A 17,153-nucleotide genomic window follows, 5' to 3' on the forward strand; every position below is an offset into this window, starting at 1 on the left:
TTATCAGCCTTTTTGCAAGCCACTCTTTTAACTGCATTTCGTACAACTAAATCTGGGGATGAGCTTATAAATCAACTCATCTCTGAGTTATAGCTGCACGAAATACAACTAAATTAGCTAATCAGCTCTGAAAAGGAAAAATAGCTGTATAAAGTACACTTAAATCATCATCCGAGGAAAAATACCCTTCCCGCCGCCTAATTACGCCTATTGTAGCAGATTGTGCAGCGGGTTTTAGCCGATAACCAGCTTAGTTCAACATTCTATTGCACTCAGTGCAATAGAATCGAACTCATACCCTCTAGTTGAGCAGTGTGTTGCATTTCGTGCAATAGTTTCCTGTAGAATCCACGAAAAGGAGATTTTTAACCAGTTTTGATTGTACAAAGTGAAACACATTAGCTAGTTGGGTTTGTTGCTTTATTGGCCAGCTGGTTTGTTTTAGCTCTTTTGTTGCTTTGTTGTTTAGCCCTTTTGCTGGTTTACTAGTTTGTTCGTTTAACTTTTGCTAGTTTGCTTCTCTGGGCGTTCATTTAATTATTATTAGTTACTCATTTACTGTTACGTCTATTTCTTTTATCCACTGCTCATTGGATTGCTCATCTATTGTCTTTTTGTTCATTCGCTCGTTTATCGATCAGTTTTTGTGATTTGGTGATATGTGTTCACTACGTTACTGTTAAGTCTATTTCTTTAACCCACTGTTGGTTCTGTCTGTTTCATTGATCCACTATTCCTTGGCTAACCCATGTCGTCTTTTTGTTCATCCGCTCATCAATTAGCGCGTTCGCCCAACGCTACTTCTGCCTAAGCGCTCGCAAAGCTTCAGAAAGATCAATATTGCCCGTGTATAACGCCTTGCCAACAATAGCTCCACCCACACCGCTGCCGTTGTGCACGTTCAGACGCAACAGATCATCAAGACTGGTGACTCCGCCGGAGGCGATCACTGTTTTACCGCTGGCTTGCGCCATGGACAGGATACCGTCCACGTTCGGCCCCTGCATCATCCCGTCACGGGAGATGTCGGTGTAAATGAACGTCTCGGCTCCTTTTGCCGCCAATTCTTTGGCAAGAGCTTCAGCACGAACTTCGGAAGTGTTCAGCCAGCCGTGTGTAGCAACATAACCGTTGCGCGCATCAATGCCAATCGCTACTTTATCGCCGTATTTTGCCAATACCTCTTCGGTAAAAGCATGATCGTTAATCGCAGCAGTACCGATAATGACGCGGCTAACGCCAAGTCCGAGCAATTTCTCTACGTCCGCAAGATTGCGAAGACCGCCGCCCACCTGCACAGGAACGTTAGCATTAGCAGCAATAGCCCCGATGATCGCATCGTTCACAGGATGACCTGCTTTCGCACCATCTAAGTCCACCAAATGAATGAACTTTCCACCTTGCTCTTCCCATGATTTTGCCACCTTTAGTGGACTATCATTGTATATCGTTTCCTGATTGTAATCCCCCTGCTGCAGCCTGACGCATTTTCCATCCCGGATATCAATCGCCGGATATACAATAAAAGAAGACATTTGGCGCTCCCCACTTTCGTTACATTATATTTATAGCGTGGCTTACGCCCGCTCTCTCTTAATCTTCAAGTATAAACGCCTTCGTCGTCCTTATAAGGACCGTAAGCGTTTAAGCGAGAAATATAAGGATAAAGTGTATTGTGAAACTTATACTTTCTTATATTTCAAAAAATTACCCAACAGCTTGATTCCCAGCTCTCCGCTTTTTTCCGGATGGAACTGCATACCGAACACATTATCTTGCCCGACAATAGCCGTGACTGGGTAACCATAATCTGTGACAGCCAGCAGATCACTCTCTTTTGCTACAAGCGCGTGATAAGAGTGGACAAAATACACATGCCCCTCCTCAAGGCCAACAAAAAGCGGATTCTCCGGCTGTCTAAAGCTGAGCTTGTTCCACCCCATATGCGGCACCTTATAGCCATCTCTAGGAGCGAACCGCACCACTGAACCCGAGAGAATATCTAGCCCCTCATGGCTGCCATGCTCTTCACCGGTGCTAAACAACAGCTGCATGCCAAGACAGATCCCAAGCAGCGGCTGCTCTCCAGCGGCTACCTGTTTGACGACAAGATCCAAACCATTCTCCCGCAAATGCCCCATCGCATCGCCAAATGCACCGACACCTGGCAGAATGACACTATCAGCAGCGAGAATTTGCTCGGCATCACCCGTCACTACACACTCATAACCGAGACGTTCTACCGCCTTGCTCACACTGTGCAGGTTGCCCATGCCATAATCGACGATTGCAACAGTCATCCTACAGCACTCCCTTCGTAGAAGGCACACCCTTCACACGTGGATCAATCAAAGTTGCCTCATCCAGCGCCCGTCCAAGCGCTTTGAATACAGCCTCAATCATGTGATGAGTGTTAGAACCGTAGTGTACGATAACATGCAACGTAATCCGTGCTTCGAGCGCGAACTTCCACAGGAACTCCTGAACAAGCTCCGTCGAAAAGCTGCCTACCTGCTGTGAAGGATAGGTTGCACGATATTCAAAGTGCGGGCGATTGCTGATATCGATCACAACCTGCGCCAAAGCCTCATCCATCGGTACAAAAACACTCGCATAACGTTTGATTCCTTTTTTATCACCCAGTGCTTCGTGCAGCGCCTGCCCTAGGCAGATCCCAATGTCTTCAACCGTGTGGTGGTCATCAATCTCGATGTCTCCACGCGCCTGTACAGACAGGTCAAATTGTCCGTGCTTCGTGAACAGATCCAACATATGATTCAGAAAAGGAACATCCGTCTCCAGCTCTGAAACTCCACTTCCATCTACATTAAGAGACAACTTTATATCCGTCTCGTTTGTTTTGCGGCTTAATCCAGCTTGGCGCAAGGCCTGTTCGTTATTGTTCTCCATATCCGTCTCCACCTTTTCCTTCGTTCTTGAGTCGAATCTCAATGGCTCGTGCGTGGCCTTCTAACCCTTCGCGGCGTGCCAGCTCTATAATGGTCTTCCCATCACGCAAGAGTGCTTCCTTACTGTAATAGATCAGACTTGATTTTTTAATAAAATCATCCACATCCACTGGTGACGAGAAACGTGCGGTCCCATTGGTTGGGATAATATGATTTGGCCCGGCAAAATAATCACCCACGGGCTCAGAGCTATACGCTCCCAGGAAGATGGCTCCAGCATTCTCAATGCTGCCTACGAGGCCCATAGGATCTTCGACAACAATCTCCAGATGTTCTGGTGCCAGTCTATTCACTACGGAGATCCCTTCCTCCATAGATTCCACAACAATGATCGCGCCGTAATTCTCTACGGAAGAACGGGCGATCGCCTGACGCGGCAGTTCTTGCAGCTGACGCTCCACTTCGGCCGCCACGTTATCCGCCAGGCTCTGCGATGGCGTGACCAGAATCGCCGAGGCCATCTCGTCATGCTCGGCCTGCGAGAGCAGATCCGCTGCGACATAGGCCGGCTCAGCGGTCTCATCTGCCAGCACGACAATTTCGCTGGGACCCGCGATACTGTCGATATCCACGGCGCCATATACCTCGCGTTTAGCCAGCGCAACGTATATGTTGCCGGGCCCACATATTTTATCTACCGGCGCTATGCTCTCCGTACCAAAAGCCAAAGCAGCTACCGCCTGTGCTCCGCCCACACGGTAGATTTCATTCACACCTGCTTCTGCGGCAGCAACCAGGATATAAGGGTCAATCCCTTCTTTGCCGCCGGTGGATGGCGGAGTCACCATGACGATCTCCGGCACACCCGCGATCTGTGCTGGGATCACGTTCATCAGCACCGAGGAGGGATAAGCTGCTTTGCCACCAGGTACATATACCCCTACCCGCTTCAGCGGACGAATAATCTGCCCCAAGATCGTGCCATCCGGCTGCAAGTCCATCCATGAATTCCGTTTCTGTCTGGCATGGAACGCCCGGATATTGGCTGCAGCCGCTTGAATAGCGGATACGAAAGATTGCTCTACTCGGCCATATGCTGCCTGAAGCTCTTCCGGGGTTACCCGCAGCTGATTCGGCGTAAGTACGACCCGGTCAAATTGCTCCGTATAGCGAAGAAGCGCCGTGTCTCCTTCTTTTTTAATGGCGGCCACAATTTCCTTTACCGCCTGATTTTGCTCTGGCGTACCATACTCCACTTCCCGCTCTAGCTTAAAGTCCTTGCTCGACACAACCTTCATCGCTGGTTCCTCCCTTTACCCCTAACATCTGTTGCCGCCTACCGCAAATTAGGTTGCCCTATAACTGCCTGTAGTCGGTCACACAGTTGCTGTATCTCTTCATTTTTCATCCGATAGCTCACACGATTCGCCACCAGGCGGCTTGTAATTTCGAATATACTCTTCATTTCGATTAATCCGTTGTCCCGCAGCGTTTGCCCGGTCTCTACCATATCCACGATACGATCGGCCAGACCAATCAGTGGTGCAAGCTCGATGGATCCATTCAGCTTCACGACCTCGACCTGTTGGCCCTGCTCCCTAAAATACCTTGAAGCTACATTCGGATATTTCGTCGCTACACGCTGCTGAATCCCCGGCTGCCAGTTCGGCAATCCGATGATAGACATCCGGCAGCGGGCAATGCCAAGATCAAGCAGCTCGTATACATCACGATCTTCCTCCAGCAAAACATCCTTGCCCACGATCCCAATATCCGCCACGCCATATTCTACATATGTAGGTACATCTACTGGTTTCGCCAATATAAACTCCATCCCTGCCTCAGGCAGCGGAATAACAAGCTTGCGTGATGCCTCACCGTCCGGTGGAATCGGAAGACCTGCCTGGCGGAACAGCTCAGCAGCCTTTTCGTAAATCCGGCCTTTTGGCATAGCCACCTTCAATATCTGTGCCATTGTTAAGTTGCCTCCTTTTCCATCTCCATGCAAAATTTATGTTAATCGCTTTTTGTACTAGCGATATCCTCAGCCATGCTCACTTACAAAAGATACGAATGTATAGATTTCACCGTACCGTACACCCTCTGCTTCAACCGTGTCCGTATCCAAACGCTTCACCGTTTCAAGCTCTTCTGGACCTGCAGCAAGTCTAGTAACGACTGCATGACCCTCTGACCGCAGGCGTGTTGCCTCTTCCAAGCCTTCTTTTCTGCGAATCGCATCATATTGGATCAAAATAGGCAGCTCTTCCTCTTCGACCACTCCAGTTACACCATCCAGGATGCGATTCGTTTTTAAGGAAAATCCTGTGGATGGGATCGGACGCCCAAACTGTTGCAGCAGATTGTCGTATCTACCACCGCTGCATACCGGAAATCCTAATTCCGCTGCATAACCTTCAAAAGTCATGCCTGTATAATAGGAAAAGTCCCCGATCATCGTCAGATCAATCAGTACATGCTGTGATACGCCGTAAGAGACCAGCACCTCCCACACCTTGCACAAATGATCAATCGAATGACGGGCGAGCGGATGATTGCTCAGCTCTAGCGCCTGTCCACAAATCTCCTTGCCTCCGCGCAGACGCAGCAGCCCATCCAGTTCGTTCTTCTGCGCTTCTGTAAGATCCAGCCGCCGTAAAGTCTCCCGGAAAGAAACATAGTCACGGCCCAGCAAATGACTTTTCAGCTCCTCTTGAGCCTCGGGTAATTCAGGAAGTGCCTCTTGAAATAACCCATTCAGAAAGCCTACATGCCCCATAGCGATCTTAAAAGACTTCACACCCGCGGCTTGCAGCGAAGAAATAGCAAGCGCCACTACCTCCGCATCGGCCTCTGGTGAATCATCACCTACCAGCTCTACACCTGTCTGGAAGAACTCCGCTTCCCGCCCCGCTTCTTCCTCAATAGCACGGAATACATTCGCGTGATATGACAGACGCAATGGCAGTGGCTCATCCTTCAATAGAGAGGCAACAACACGGGCAACCGGGGCAGTCATTTCTGATCGAAGCACCAAAGCCTGACCACGATTGTTAAGTAATTTATAGAGCTTCTGGTCGGACGTAGAGCTAGCCACGCCAACTGTATCGTAATATTCCAACGTTGGAGTCATCATTTGCTGATATCCCCAGCGACTCATGCAATGCAGTACATCGTTCTCAATTTTGCGCAATTTCGTTACGGCCCGGGGCAGATAGTCCCGAACGCCAGACGGCTTCTCAAATCCCTTTGGTTTGGACATCTTCATTGTTCACCTCGTCAGTTATCATTAGATACTGTTTATGTTTACTTTACTATGGTAAAGTGGTAGCAAATTAAAGTATTTTCAATATCGTATCATGTTCACTGCTTTTTCGTCAATCAAACCCTTAGTCGAGCGTTTGGCATTTTCTTTATTTTTGCCTCCCCGCTTATCGAATACTATAATGAGCTAATACGATTGTACTTCATAATTTTGTAATTGGTGTTCTAAAAATATACTTTCACCTAGAAAGAAGGGCTAACGCTTGACTAAATCCTATATGATTGGCGTTGATATTGGTACTACAAGTACAAAGGCAGTTCTCTTCGAGGAGAATGGAGCCATAGTTGCACAAGCGAATATGGGTTATCCCTTGCATCAACCCTCCCCTTCTATAGCGGAGCAGGACCCAGAGCAAATCCTAGGTGCAGTCTTTCATACCATCTCTAATGTCATGCGGCAAAGCGCCGTAACTCCAGATAAGATCCTATTCGTCTCTTTCAGTTCAGCCATGCACAGTGTCATTGCAATTGATCAGCTAGGTAAACCACTTACTGCCTGCATCACTTGGGCTGACAACCGTAGTGCCGGGTCTGCACTTCGCCTGAAGAACGAGTTTAACGGACATGAGTTGTATTTGCGCACAGGAACACCTATTCATCCTATGTCACCGATTACCAAGCTAATGTGGCTTCGGGATGAGCAGCCTGAGTTGTTCCAACAAGCCTATAAATTCATTTCTATAAAAGAATACATATTCGCTCGGCTGTTCGGCGAATACATCATCGATCATTCCATTGCCTCTTCTACAGGCATGCTCAACCTTAAACTTTTGGAGTGGGATAAAGAGGCCCTGGAGATAGCCCATATTTCACCAGATCAACTCTCACGGCTTGTTCCCACCACAGAGATCATGCAAGGCCTGCTTCCCGGTCTAGCAGAGGAGCTGTTACTGCTCCCGGCCACACCTTTTGTCGTAGGAGCCAGTGATGGCGTCTTGTCCAACCTTGGCGTAGGCGCGATTAAGCCCGGTGTAGTGGCCGCTACGATTGGAACAAGCGGAGCGATTCGTACCGTAGTCGATCACCCGCTTACCGACCCTAAAGGACGGACCTTCTGTTATAACTTAACCCCAAAACATTGGGTGATCGGAGGACCCGTTAATAACGGCGGTATGTTGTTCCGCTGGGTACGGGATGAGTTCGCTGCTTCTGAAGTCGAAACCGCCAAACGTCTTGGCATTGACCCTTACGAGGTTCTAACGCGCATCGCGGAACAAGTTCCGGCAGGTAGCGGTGGTCTTTTGTTCCATCCTTACTTAACTGGTGAACGGGCACCGCTGTGGAATCCTGATGCTCGTGGCTCCTTCTTCGGCCTTTCGATGAATCACCATAAGGAGCATATGATTCGCTCGGTACTAGAAGGCGTAATTTTCAATATGTATATGGTTCTGCTAGCTATGGAAGAGCAAATCGGGCGTCCTAGCAAAATTCTGGCTACAGGGGGCTTTGCCCGCTCCTCAGTATGGCGGCAGATGATGTCTGATATTTTTGATCAAGAGGTCATCATTCCGGAGAGTATCGAAAGCTCCTGCCTCGGAGCAGTAGTGCTTGGACTTTACGCAACGGGCCGCGTGGACTCCTTCGATGTTGTATTCGACATGATCGGCTCAACTTACCAGCATGATCCGATTGATGAACATACCAAAGTGTACAAGCAGCTGCTGCCGATTTATATTTCCGTCTACCGTAGTCTGGAAAGCCAGTATCAAGCTATTGCGGAGTTTCAGCGGGAACAAGCTGGAGAATAGAGCAAAAAATAAAAAGCGCCGGTCAACCCGCACATACGGGAGACCGACGCTTTTATATTACCTAGCAGTAAACTATGCGCTTTGGGAACCTGTTTTAGCTTTCTTTGGTGCGCCTGATCCGAAAATAATCCAAGACGCAGGCACATACCGGAAGACGAGAGCCACTGCCAGCCATGAGACCAGCAGCGCAACAAGCCATCCTCCTGCAATCGCTGCGATGTACGCAAGAGAACCCCCGTGAAACGGTAATTTTCTATAGAAATACAGCAACATAGGGTGTAATAGATAAATCCCGAAGGAGCATGCTCCCACGGATACCAAGAGTCTTGTCAGCAAGCTTCGACCCGCTCCATAGAGCAAGAAGGAGATTTGCAACAGCACCACACAAGAGAGTAGCGCATGTAGATTAGAGAAACCCTCATACCATAAGCTGTTGATGACAGTTTTTTTCGTGTAGTTGTTAAACCATAGCTCAACATGAACAACCCCTGATACAATCCATAACAACCACAACGTAATCCAAACCGGACCTTTACCGGCGCGCCAGCCTTCACGTGAAGGCACTAGCCATTTTTTCAAAGAAGAATAATACACCGCAATCCCAGCACCCAGCAGGAAATACGAGAAATAAGTAATCGCCAGACTCCCCTTGGATAACTGCCAATACCCGTGATTGGTCATGTATTTATTCAGCAGCACAAAACCCCACTGTAGTAATAACCCGATCAGCGGCGCCCAAGCCGCCAGATGACGAACCTTTTGCAAGCACCACAAAATAAGCGGAAATAACACGTAAAACTGAATAATGATAATAATATAATACAGATGCGTATATGCCGTTCCTGTCCATAAATACTTCCATAGCTTAGAAGCCATCTCCCCCGGAGGTAAGCCCCAAGTATTTCCGGCATTCATTTTTAACGCAAAATACAGCAGCGAAAACACTACATAAGGCACAATAATATAAAGCAGCCTTCTAGAGTAGAACTTTCCTAGCGTTTTGCCACCCAGCGGACGGTCAATATAGTTATAGAAGAGCACGAACCCACTCAAAAATATGAATGAAGGTACGGCGAACTGGCTGAATTTATTAATAAATAAGAACGGATGAAACATGTTTGTGCCTAGTGTCTCCGCCAACGTTCGTGAAGTAGCATGAATAGCCAGCACTGCAAAAATAGCAATTGCCCGAAAAATATCCAGCTGCGGAATTCTTTCTTTTTGTCTCATAATCTTTCCTCCTGTTAAGCTCCGCATCGAAGTGATGCCTGTTAATCAAGTATTATTGAAGGCTACCTCCCCACGTTTAAGCGTGTGCGTGTATGAGACCTTCTTTTAACGTTATTTCTCCTGCTGCACGAACCCCTTTGCCCGTTCCTCAGGGATATAACCTGACTTTTCCTGCGGACTGGACTCCAAAGAGCGAGGCACGCTTCCAAAAATAATCCATGAACCCGGAACTCGCCGGAAAGCAAACTGCACAATAAGCCAGCTCCCTCCCAGTGCGACCACAAGCCCTCCGTAGATGAACAAAACATATGTTAGCGACTCTAGGGGAATATGATATCTGAACCTGCGATATACCGCCAGCAATAGCGGATGAATCAAATATATCGCAAAGGAGAGTTCACCCAAACGAGTAAAAAAAGCAACAATCCCGCGAGGAGCCTTACGATAGATCAGAAATGTAGCATACAACAGAACCAATGCAGATAACATCGTATGGACATTCCATAATAGCTCGTACCACAACGAATCCGTCCACACCCCAAAATGGCGGGCCACATACCATAGCTGCACATGGATAAAGGCTGCAATTAACCACCCGCTCACTAACAGGGCAGTCCATCCTTTTTGCTTGGCAGTTAGCTGCCTCCATGGCTTCATCAGCCACGTCTTCACCTTCTCAAAGTGAATCGCGATATAAGCGCCCATCATATAATAAGCCAGATAAGAGATCGCCAAGCTCCCTTTTTCAACAATGTGCAGTTCGTATTTATTCCAGAAAATAAACCCCCACTGAAGTGCCAATCCGAGTGGAATCGCCCATTTTATTAAAAAGCGGGAACTCTGGAGTAGCTTAAGCAGTACTGGAAAAAGCAAATAAAACTGAATGCTGATAAATACAAAATACAAATGCGCATATGCGGAACCTGAGAATAACGCTCTAATAAAGCTGTACAGGTTGCCACCGAGGTTCTGGGTCAATCGTCCGTTCACATATAAGGTTAGTGCGTAATAGCCCATAGAGGCTAGCAGATAAGGCAATAAAATATACTTTAATCGACGACGGTAGAAATTAATAATCAGGCTGCGTGTCACAGGGCGCCCATAATAATTATAAAACAATACAAAGCTGCTCAGAAAAATAAATGAGGGCGTACCGAATTTAAAGAAAATGTTGATCCAGTTCAGCCAGTAATAATAAGGTGAATGCAGTGCCTGCTCTCCAGCGGCAAAAGATGAGGAATGCACATGCAATACGCCTAAGATCGCTAATGCTCTGAAGATATCCAGCTGGGGCAGCCTTTCCTGTCTCGCAGTGTTCATATTATATTCCTCTTCTCTACTATGATGGTTGTTCATAGAGACGCTAAGCGGAATGTGGAAACTGAAAATACCAGGAAGCCTGCACCTGCTGATTTTACATTCTGATATTTGAAGCTGAATGCCTAGCGTGGGATTCGCCTTATCACTAACGCTAATTATATCGAATGTATCTGTTCTAAAAACTTAAGAAGAACTTAAAGTTTCCTTAATAATCTTCTCTAAGACGCAAGAAACCCTGCAGAACCTGCGCTAAAAAAACGCAATATGTAACTGCAGGGTTAAAAAAGCATCGTTTACACTTGTTCCGCATGTTCTTCCGTTGAAGAGGGGCGCAGCTCTCGCAGTGGATTGCCTCCGACAAAAGAGCCAGCCGCCACATTTTTGTGCACCACGGAGCCAGCAGCTATAACTGCCCAATCTCCAATGGTTACACCGGGAAGAATCGTTGTATTCGCGCCGATCAATACATTTTCACCGATCACCACTTCGCCCAGGCGATATTCCTTGATCAGATACTCATGCGCCAGAATCGTCGTGTTATAACCAATAATAGAATTCTCACCTACCGTTATTTTCTCCGGAAAAAACACATCCACCATTGCCATAAGACCAAAAGCCGTGTGTTTACCAACCTTCATCCCCAGCATCCGTCGATAGATCCAATTCTTTAACGGTAGAATCGGACAATAGCGGGCAATCTGAATAAAAATAAAGTTGCGGACACCCTTCCAAGGGCTGACCGTACGGTAAATATACCAAAGTGAGTTATGACCTTCTACTGGATAACGGGTTACGTTTCTCACGATTCATTCGTTCCTCGCTCCATAATTTCTATAATATCCTTCATGTTATGGATGATAAAGTCCGGATCATACTTGCGGAGCGTATCCTCGCCCTTCAAAGACCAAGATACTCCAACAGCGTATACACCGGCAGCTTTGGCTGATTGAATATCAACCGCACTGTCACCTATCATTAAGGTTTTACGAGGATCAACGCCAAGGTTTTTGACCGCTGTCAGAACGGGCTCCGGATGTGGCTTTGGTTCAGTAACATCGTTCACAGTCACAATCGTATCCATGTACTTAAGCAAATCGAACCTTTCCAGAGTCTTGATCGTTGTTGGACGGATCTTAGTAGTTACAATCCCAAGTTTGATCCCACGACTCGAGAGCTCCTCAATGGTCTCCTTTACAAGCGGGAAGGACCGCACTAACTCATCATGATGCTCATTATTATAAGAACGATAGGACTTTTCTAACGTACCATTTACATCCTCTAGTCCAGAGAATACTCTCATCTGTTGCTGAAGGGTTGTTCCCATATGCGGAATTATCTCTTCTCTGGTCAGTGGAGCCAGACCATTGTCCTTCAGCGCGTACATAAATGAACTAATGATTAGCTCATTCGTATCGACAATCGTTCCATCCAGATCAAAAAGAACGCATTCTATCATAAGTTTTACTGCTCCTTCTTATCTCCATCCGCTGGCTGTCCTTGCTCAGGTTGTGTTCCTTGACGAGTTTTCTGCGGTGTATTTACTGCGCTTTCTGGCACTACAGTATCTGCTTGGATCAGTTTAGTACATACGATAGGGTCAGAATAATGTGCTTTAGGCTCTCCGGTTACTCTGCGAATAACGATTAATAATATAGCTGCCACAATAATCAGTAGAGAAAGCAGCTGAGAAATACGAATATTACCATAGGCAGGATCCAGATATCCTTGTTCAAAACCTAACCATTCCATCGGACTCCATAAGCCATTTATAAACGAAGCCAGTCCTGCACTTCCGTTAAAAGCTAAACTGTCAGTACGCACAGCCTCGATGAAGAACCGACCGATGGAATACCATATAAAGTAAGACATGAAGATTTCTCCAGCACGTACAAACTTCTGACGACGGAGAACCATCAATAACGCAATCCCTAGTAAGCTCCAAAGAGATTCATACAGGAAAGTCGGATGATGAAAAGCATCCCCTATGTACATTTGATTAACGATGAAGTCAGGTAAATGCAGTTTATCCCGTAAAAAAGATTCCTCAACTACGCTGCCGTATGCCTCTTGGTTGACAAAGTTTCCCCAGCGGCCAATCATTTGACCCGCCAGTAGTCCAGGTGCGCAAATATCAACAATACGCCAGAAAGGGTAACCCTTATAACGGAAATAAATAATTCCGCAAATAATCGCTCCTATTAATGCGCCGTAAATGGCGATGCCGCCATTCCAGATCTTAAAGACGTCTATCAGATTATGCTTATAATCGTCCCATTTAAAAGCTACAAAATAAATCCGTGCCCCTATAATTGCCGAGGGTACACCCAGTAGCAGCATATCCATAAAGAATTCTTGCGGGATTCCGAACCGTTTGCCCTCGCGGATCGCAAGAAATAATCCCGCGAGTGCACCGACCCCTAGTATTAACCCGTACCAGTGTACAGGCAGTGATCCAATTGAGAATACAATAGGATCTATTGCTAATGGGAACATTGTCTCACACTCCTAATCGAGATCGTCCATATCCTCAGATATGGTCGCAGTTAACTTATTCGTAAACTGCAGGGCTGCATTAAAGCCCATTTGCTTCAGGCGATAGTTCATCGCAGCAACCTCAATAATAACGGCAAGGTTACGTCCTGGACGTACAGGAATGGTTACAAGTGGAACATCGGTATCAATAATCCGCGTCGTTTCCTCATCAAGTCCAAGCCGGTCATACTGCTTGTCTTGCTGCCAAGCCTCTAATCTAACGACAAGTGTAATCCGTTTATGATTACGGATAGCACCCGCACCAAAAAGTGTCATTACGTTAATGATACCTACTCCGCGAATTTCCAACAAGTGACGGATCAACTCAGGGGCTGTACCATGCAGCTGGTTATCTGAAGTCTGGCGGATTTCCACGGCATCATCAGCGATCAGTCTATGTCCACGTTTTACAAGTTCAAGGGCTGTCTCACTCTTACCAATACCACTACTGCCAGTAATCAGCATACCTACACCATATACATCACAGAGTACACCATGAATCGTTGCTGTAGGGGCTAATCTCCCTTCTAAGAAGCTCGTCAAACGGCTGGAGAAAATAGTCGTAGCCATCGAGCTACGAAGCACAGGAAGTCCCTTTTCATTACTTATATCAATTAACTCCTGTGGCACATCCAAACTACGGGTAATTACGATACAAGGTGTATTGTCATTACAGATTCCACGAAGCCTACTTTTACGTTCAGCTTCAGGCAGCATGGAGAAGAATGCGAGTTCTGTCTTACCTAATAGTTGAACACGTTCTTCCGGATAATATTCGAAATAACCAGCAATCTCTAGTCCAGGGCGATTCAGGTCATCGACCGTAATAGGTCGCTTTAGACCTTCCTGGCCGGAAATAACCTCTAATTGAAAATGTTGTACCAATTCAGATACTTTTACTTTCTTAGCCATGTAAATTCGTCCTTTCGTCACCTGCGGTATATGTCCGCTTACTGCGTCCGGTTGACAGCGATCTCATTACAATTCCGGAGGTAATTCTCCTGCTATCTTAATTGATAACGCTTGTGAATGCAATCTTAACGCCTATCCATTACGACCCTAATTAAACAATAAAGCCACCCTTTCGGGTGGCTTTATCAAGAGAGAAAAGATCCTGCGATCTTATCCCAACAGAATGTTAACTTCGGATTCTTTATCGAAGAAGTGAACTTTGTTCATATCGATAGCCAATTTTGGCTTGCTGCCTTCGCGAGTAGTGGAACGTCCATCTACACGAGCGATTACAGTAGATTTACCAAGGCCGCTCAAGTAAAGGAGCATTTCGTGACCAAGGTTTTCAGTTACATCAACCAATGAAGTAAAGATTGTGTTCGGGGAAGCTTCCAAGAATACTGGCTCTTCATGGATATCTTCTGGACGAACGCCCATAATTACTTCTTTGCCAATGTAGCCTTTGCTGCGGATGATTTGAGCTTTTCCGCCTGGTACTTCAACATCAAGGTTCTCAGCACGGAAACGGACAGAACCGTTTGCTTCGGACAAAGTACCATTGATAAAGTTCATTGTAGGGGATCCGATAAATCCAGCTACGAACAGGTTAGTTGGTTCATTGTACAACTCTTCAGGGGAAGCAGCTTGTTGAATGATACCATCATACATAACTACGATACGGTCACCCATTGTCATAGCTTCTGTTTGGTCATGCGTTACGTAGATACAAGTGGTTTCAAGGCGTTTAACCAGTTTAGTGATTTCAGCGCGCATTTGACCACGAAGTTTAGCATCCAAGTTGGAAAGAGGCTCATCCATCAAGAAGACTTGTGGATCACGTACGATAGCGCGTCCCAAAGCTACACGTTGGCGTTGACCACCGGAAAGTGCTTTTGGTTTACGATCTAGCAAATGCTCGATATCGAGAATTCTAGCAGCTTCACGTACTTTCTTGTCGATTTCATCTTTCTTCACTTTACGAAGTTTCAAACCGAAAGCCATGTTTTGGTATACGCTCATATGCGGATACAGGGCGTAGGATTGGAATACCATCGCGATATCGCGGTCTTTAGGTGCAACGTCGTTGACTACACGATCGCCAATGTACATTTTACCTTCGGAGATTTCTTCCAGACCAGCGATCATACGCAAAGTTGTGGATTTACCGCAACCGGATGGTCCAACCAATACTAGAAATTCCTTATCTTTAATATCAAGATTGATATCCATTACTGTTGCTTTATCTGAACCCGGGTATTTTTTGAAAATATGCTCTAAACGTACGCCTGCCATTGTATTTCCCCCTCGAGTTAATTATTGATTAATTGAAAAATTCTTTTTTCCTTGTACATTTATATTACCCTAGACGGGACACGGTGGCTATTTGTAACGTTCACAAAAAACCTATTTCCTTTTCGTCACTTTATACAAAAGCATAGTAAGCTTCACAATAGCAGCGTCCCCAAAGCTACGCACATCCGCGCCAGTCTCCTGTTTGATCTTGTCCAGACGGTATAAAAGCGTGTTGCGATGAATATATAGCTTCTTGGCTGTTTCACTTACATTACAATCCATCTCAAAAAACGTCTCCAGGGTCATCAGCATCTCTTTATCCGATAATACGGAAGAATAGTCGCCAATCTGTCCAAGTAACTGTTTACGCCGTGCATCAGGAATGCTGTTAACCAATCGTTCCAAATGCAGCTCCCAAGGTAAATGAATATACTCACCCACTTGGAAAATACGACCGAGTACAATAGTCTCCCTCAGCAAGGCCACGGATCCCGTCAATCCCTTAACAGGAACTATAGCCGGAGCTACAGCCAAATGGAATACACCTACCCATTCGCTGGCTATCAGTTCGTGTAAGCCCATGCTGGTCTGAGCCAGAATTTCATCTACACTCTCTTCTTCCTCATCCTTATCATCTCCGCCCGTGAGTAGTTCCTTCCGGGCCAATATTAGCCATTCTTTTTCTTGAAGAGGTATAAGCAGAATTTCATTCTCAAAATAGCTGCGCAACAGCTTCATTAAGGAACGATAAGTGATCTGCGGGCTATGTGCATTCTCACTGCTAAGTAGGAATGGAACCATATCTCCGAATAAACGTCCCTTTAGAGCCATCTCATCGGGTATCTCAGAGTCATTTTTCTCTTGCTCCAGTTCGGTGTTCAACCAGGTACCCAGCTGCCGAGCCTCCGCTTCCCCTTCTTCTCTAACCCCAGTAGCTTTTAGTGCAATTGCAAAGTTTCGAACCGCATAATTCACTAATTGTATTTCCAAAGAGTTAAGTCCATCCAATTCCACCCAGACAGCGGTTACACGTCCATCAGTCTCATATAATGGTGCCCAAAGATGACCTTCATGGATTACCGGCTGTTCTTGTGCTTCCAATCCCAGGCTAAAAAGAGAAGCTGAATGTTGCCTCCCTAACTGCTTGATTCCGGTTTTCTTTCCGGTGAGCTGCTCTAACTTTTTTCGCAATGTTTCGCTATCCATAGTCACCATACTCCACCACTTTTGCTCTTTTCGCCTATTTTAGCATATTCTCTAATATTATGTTAATCACTACAGCAGCGCGCTACTATAATACGACATAAAAACACAAAAAAAGCCACCACCCTAAGGTGATGACTTTCTGTTTGGGATGAGCCATGAAGGACTCGAACCTTCGACACCCTGATTAAAAGTCAGGTGCTCTACCAACTGAGCTAATGGCTCATAAATGGTGGGGGATGATGGATTCGAACCACCGAACACGTACGTGAGCAGATTTACAGTCTGATGCGTTTGGCCACTTCGCTAATCCCCCAAAAAAGGTGGCTCGGGACGGAATCGAACCGCCGACACGAGGATTTTCAGTCCTCTGCTCTACCGACTGAGCTACCGAGCCATAAGATTACATGACAATTAAGCGGAAAAGTCTTACACTTCCCACTCATTTTGTGGAAAAAATGGCGGAACCGACGGGATTCGAACCCGCGGTCTCCTGCGTGACAGGCAGGCATGTTAGGCCAACTACACCACGGTTCCGCATTAATTAAAAATGGTGCCGGCGAGAGGACTTGAACCCCCAACCTACTGATTACAAGTCAGTTGCTCTACCAGTTGAGCTACACCGGCACGGTGTAAAAGCAAT

15 protein-coding genes and 5 tRNA genes are annotated in these 17,153 nt (G+C 46.4%); 1 reads left to right on the forward strand and 19 read right to left on the reverse strand.

The genetic code is table 11. The features are described 5' to 3' along the window. Positions 1 to 797 precede the first annotated feature (797 nt). From hisA to NST45_RS26335, 6 genes are all read right to left on the reverse strand, one after another. Positions 798 to 1,535 (reverse strand): 1-(5-phosphoribosyl)-5-[(5-phosphoribosylamino)methylideneamino]imidazole-4-carboxamide isomerase, encoded by a 738-nt coding sequence (gene hisA, locus NST45_RS26310; protein ID WP_038568106.1) that lies wholly within the window; start codon positions 1,533 to 1,535, stop codon positions 798 to 800. Positions 1,536 to 1,682: 147 nt separating this feature from the next. Beyond that, positions 1,683 to 2,300, reverse strand: a complete 618-nt coding sequence (hisH, locus tag NST45_RS26315) for an imidazole glycerol phosphate synthase subunit HisH (protein ID WP_038568103.1) — start codon at positions 2,298 to 2,300, stop codon at positions 1,683 to 1,685. Position 2,301: 1 nt separating this feature from the next. Further along, a complete protein-coding gene (gene hisB / locus NST45_RS26320) occupies positions 2,302 to 2,910 on the reverse strand; it encodes an imidazoleglycerol-phosphate dehydratase HisB (protein ID WP_036687073.1) in 609 nt (202 codons plus the stop codon). Next, positions 2,897 to 4,207 carry a histidinol dehydrogenase gene (gene hisD / locus NST45_RS26325; RefSeq protein ID WP_339824222.1) on the reverse strand — a complete coding sequence of 437 codons (1,311 nt, stop codon included), beginning with the start codon at positions 4,205 to 4,207 and terminating at the stop codon, positions 2,897 to 2,899. Before hisD ends, hisB begins: the two co-directional genes overlap by 14 nt. A gap of 38 nt (positions 4,208 to 4,245) precedes the next feature. Continuing rightward, complete coding sequence (gene hisG, locus NST45_RS26330) at positions 4,246 to 4,884, reverse strand: ATP phosphoribosyltransferase (protein ID WP_036687062.1); 639 nt, start codon at positions 4,882 to 4,884, stop codon at positions 4,246 to 4,248. Between the two features lie 69 nt (positions 4,885 to 4,953). After that, a complete protein-coding gene (locus NST45_RS26335) occupies positions 4,954 to 6,171 on the reverse strand; it encodes an ATP phosphoribosyltransferase regulatory subunit (protein ID WP_036687060.1) in 1,218 nt (405 codons plus the stop codon). Between the two features lie 280 nt (positions 6,172 to 6,451). On the opposite strand from NST45_RS26335, the gene gntK reads away from it, so the two are divergent. Then, entirely contained in the window at positions 6,452 to 7,981 is a 1,530-nt protein-coding gene (gene gntK / locus NST45_RS26340; RefSeq protein WP_038573985.1) for a gluconokinase, read from the forward strand. Positions 7,982 to 8,053: 72 nt separating this feature from the next. On the opposite strand, the gene NST45_RS26345 is transcribed toward gntK, so the two are convergent. The 13 genes from NST45_RS26345 to NST45_RS26405 form a co-directional block, all read right to left on the reverse strand. After that, entirely contained in the window at positions 8,054 to 9,211 is a 1,158-nt protein-coding gene (locus tag NST45_RS26345) for an acyltransferase (protein WP_038568098.1), read from the reverse strand. A gap of 111 nt (positions 9,212 to 9,322) precedes the next feature. Beyond that, positions 9,323 to 10,531 (reverse strand): acyltransferase, encoded by a 1,209-nt coding sequence (locus tag NST45_RS26350; RefSeq protein ID WP_038568095.1) that lies wholly within the window; start codon positions 10,529 to 10,531, stop codon positions 9,323 to 9,325. A 293-nt stretch (positions 10,532 to 10,824) separates the two neighbouring features. Continuing rightward, the gene (locus tag NST45_RS26355) at positions 10,825 to 11,334 is read right to left on the reverse strand and encodes an acyltransferase (protein ID WP_170914218.1); all 510 of its coding nucleotides are present in this window, start codon (positions 11,332 to 11,334) and stop codon (positions 10,825 to 10,827) included. Beyond that, a complete protein-coding gene (gene ppaX / locus NST45_RS26360; protein WP_038568092.1) occupies positions 11,331 to 11,987 on the reverse strand; it encodes a pyrophosphatase PpaX in 657 nt (218 codons plus the stop codon). The genes NST45_RS26355 and ppaX overlap by 4 nt, the downstream gene beginning before the upstream one ends. 5 nt (positions 11,988 to 11,992) lie before the next feature. Further along, positions 11,993 to 13,024 carry a prolipoprotein diacylglyceryl transferase gene (gene lgt / locus NST45_RS26365; protein WP_038568089.1) on the reverse strand — a complete coding sequence of 344 codons (1,032 nt, stop codon included), beginning with the start codon at positions 13,022 to 13,024 and terminating at the stop codon, positions 11,993 to 11,995. Positions 13,025 to 13,036: 12 nt separating this feature from the next. Continuing rightward, positions 13,037 to 13,975 (reverse strand): HPr(Ser) kinase/phosphatase, encoded by a 939-nt coding sequence (gene hprK / locus NST45_RS26370; RefSeq protein WP_036687047.1) that lies wholly within the window; start codon positions 13,973 to 13,975, stop codon positions 13,037 to 13,039. Positions 13,976 to 14,185: 210 nt separating this feature from the next. Continuing rightward, positions 14,186 to 15,307 (reverse strand): sn-glycerol-3-phosphate ABC transporter ATP-binding protein UgpC, encoded by a 1,122-nt coding sequence (gene ugpC / locus NST45_RS26375; RefSeq protein ID WP_036687044.1) that lies wholly within the window; start codon positions 15,305 to 15,307, stop codon positions 14,186 to 14,188. Positions 15,308 to 15,418: 111 nt separating this feature from the next. After that, entirely contained in the window at positions 15,419 to 16,513 is a 1,095-nt protein-coding gene (locus tag NST45_RS26380; RefSeq protein ID WP_036687042.1) for a helix-turn-helix domain-containing protein, read from the reverse strand. A 149-nt stretch (positions 16,514 to 16,662) separates the two neighbouring features. After that, positions 16,663 to 16,735: transfer RNA gene (locus NST45_RS26385), tRNA-Lys, on the reverse strand. 5 nt (positions 16,736 to 16,740) lie between these two features. Then, positions 16,741 to 16,826 (reverse strand) — tRNA-Tyr (locus NST45_RS26390). A gap of 8 nt (positions 16,827 to 16,834) precedes the next feature. Next, positions 16,835 to 16,907, reverse strand: a tRNA-Phe gene (locus NST45_RS26395). Positions 16,908 to 16,969: 62 nt separating this feature from the next. Next, a tRNA-Asp gene (locus tag NST45_RS26400) sits at positions 16,970 to 17,047 on the reverse strand. Positions 17,048 to 17,061: 14 nt separating this feature from the next. Then, a tRNA-Thr gene (locus tag NST45_RS26405) sits at positions 17,062 to 17,137 on the reverse strand. Positions 17,138 to 17,153 lie beyond the last annotated feature (16 nt).

The sequence above is a fragment of the Paenibacillus sp. FSL R7-0163 genome (assembly GCF_037969975.1).
Classification (GTDB): domain Bacteria; phylum Bacillota; class Bacilli; order Paenibacillales; family Paenibacillaceae; genus Paenibacillus_AQ; species Paenibacillus_AQ odorifer.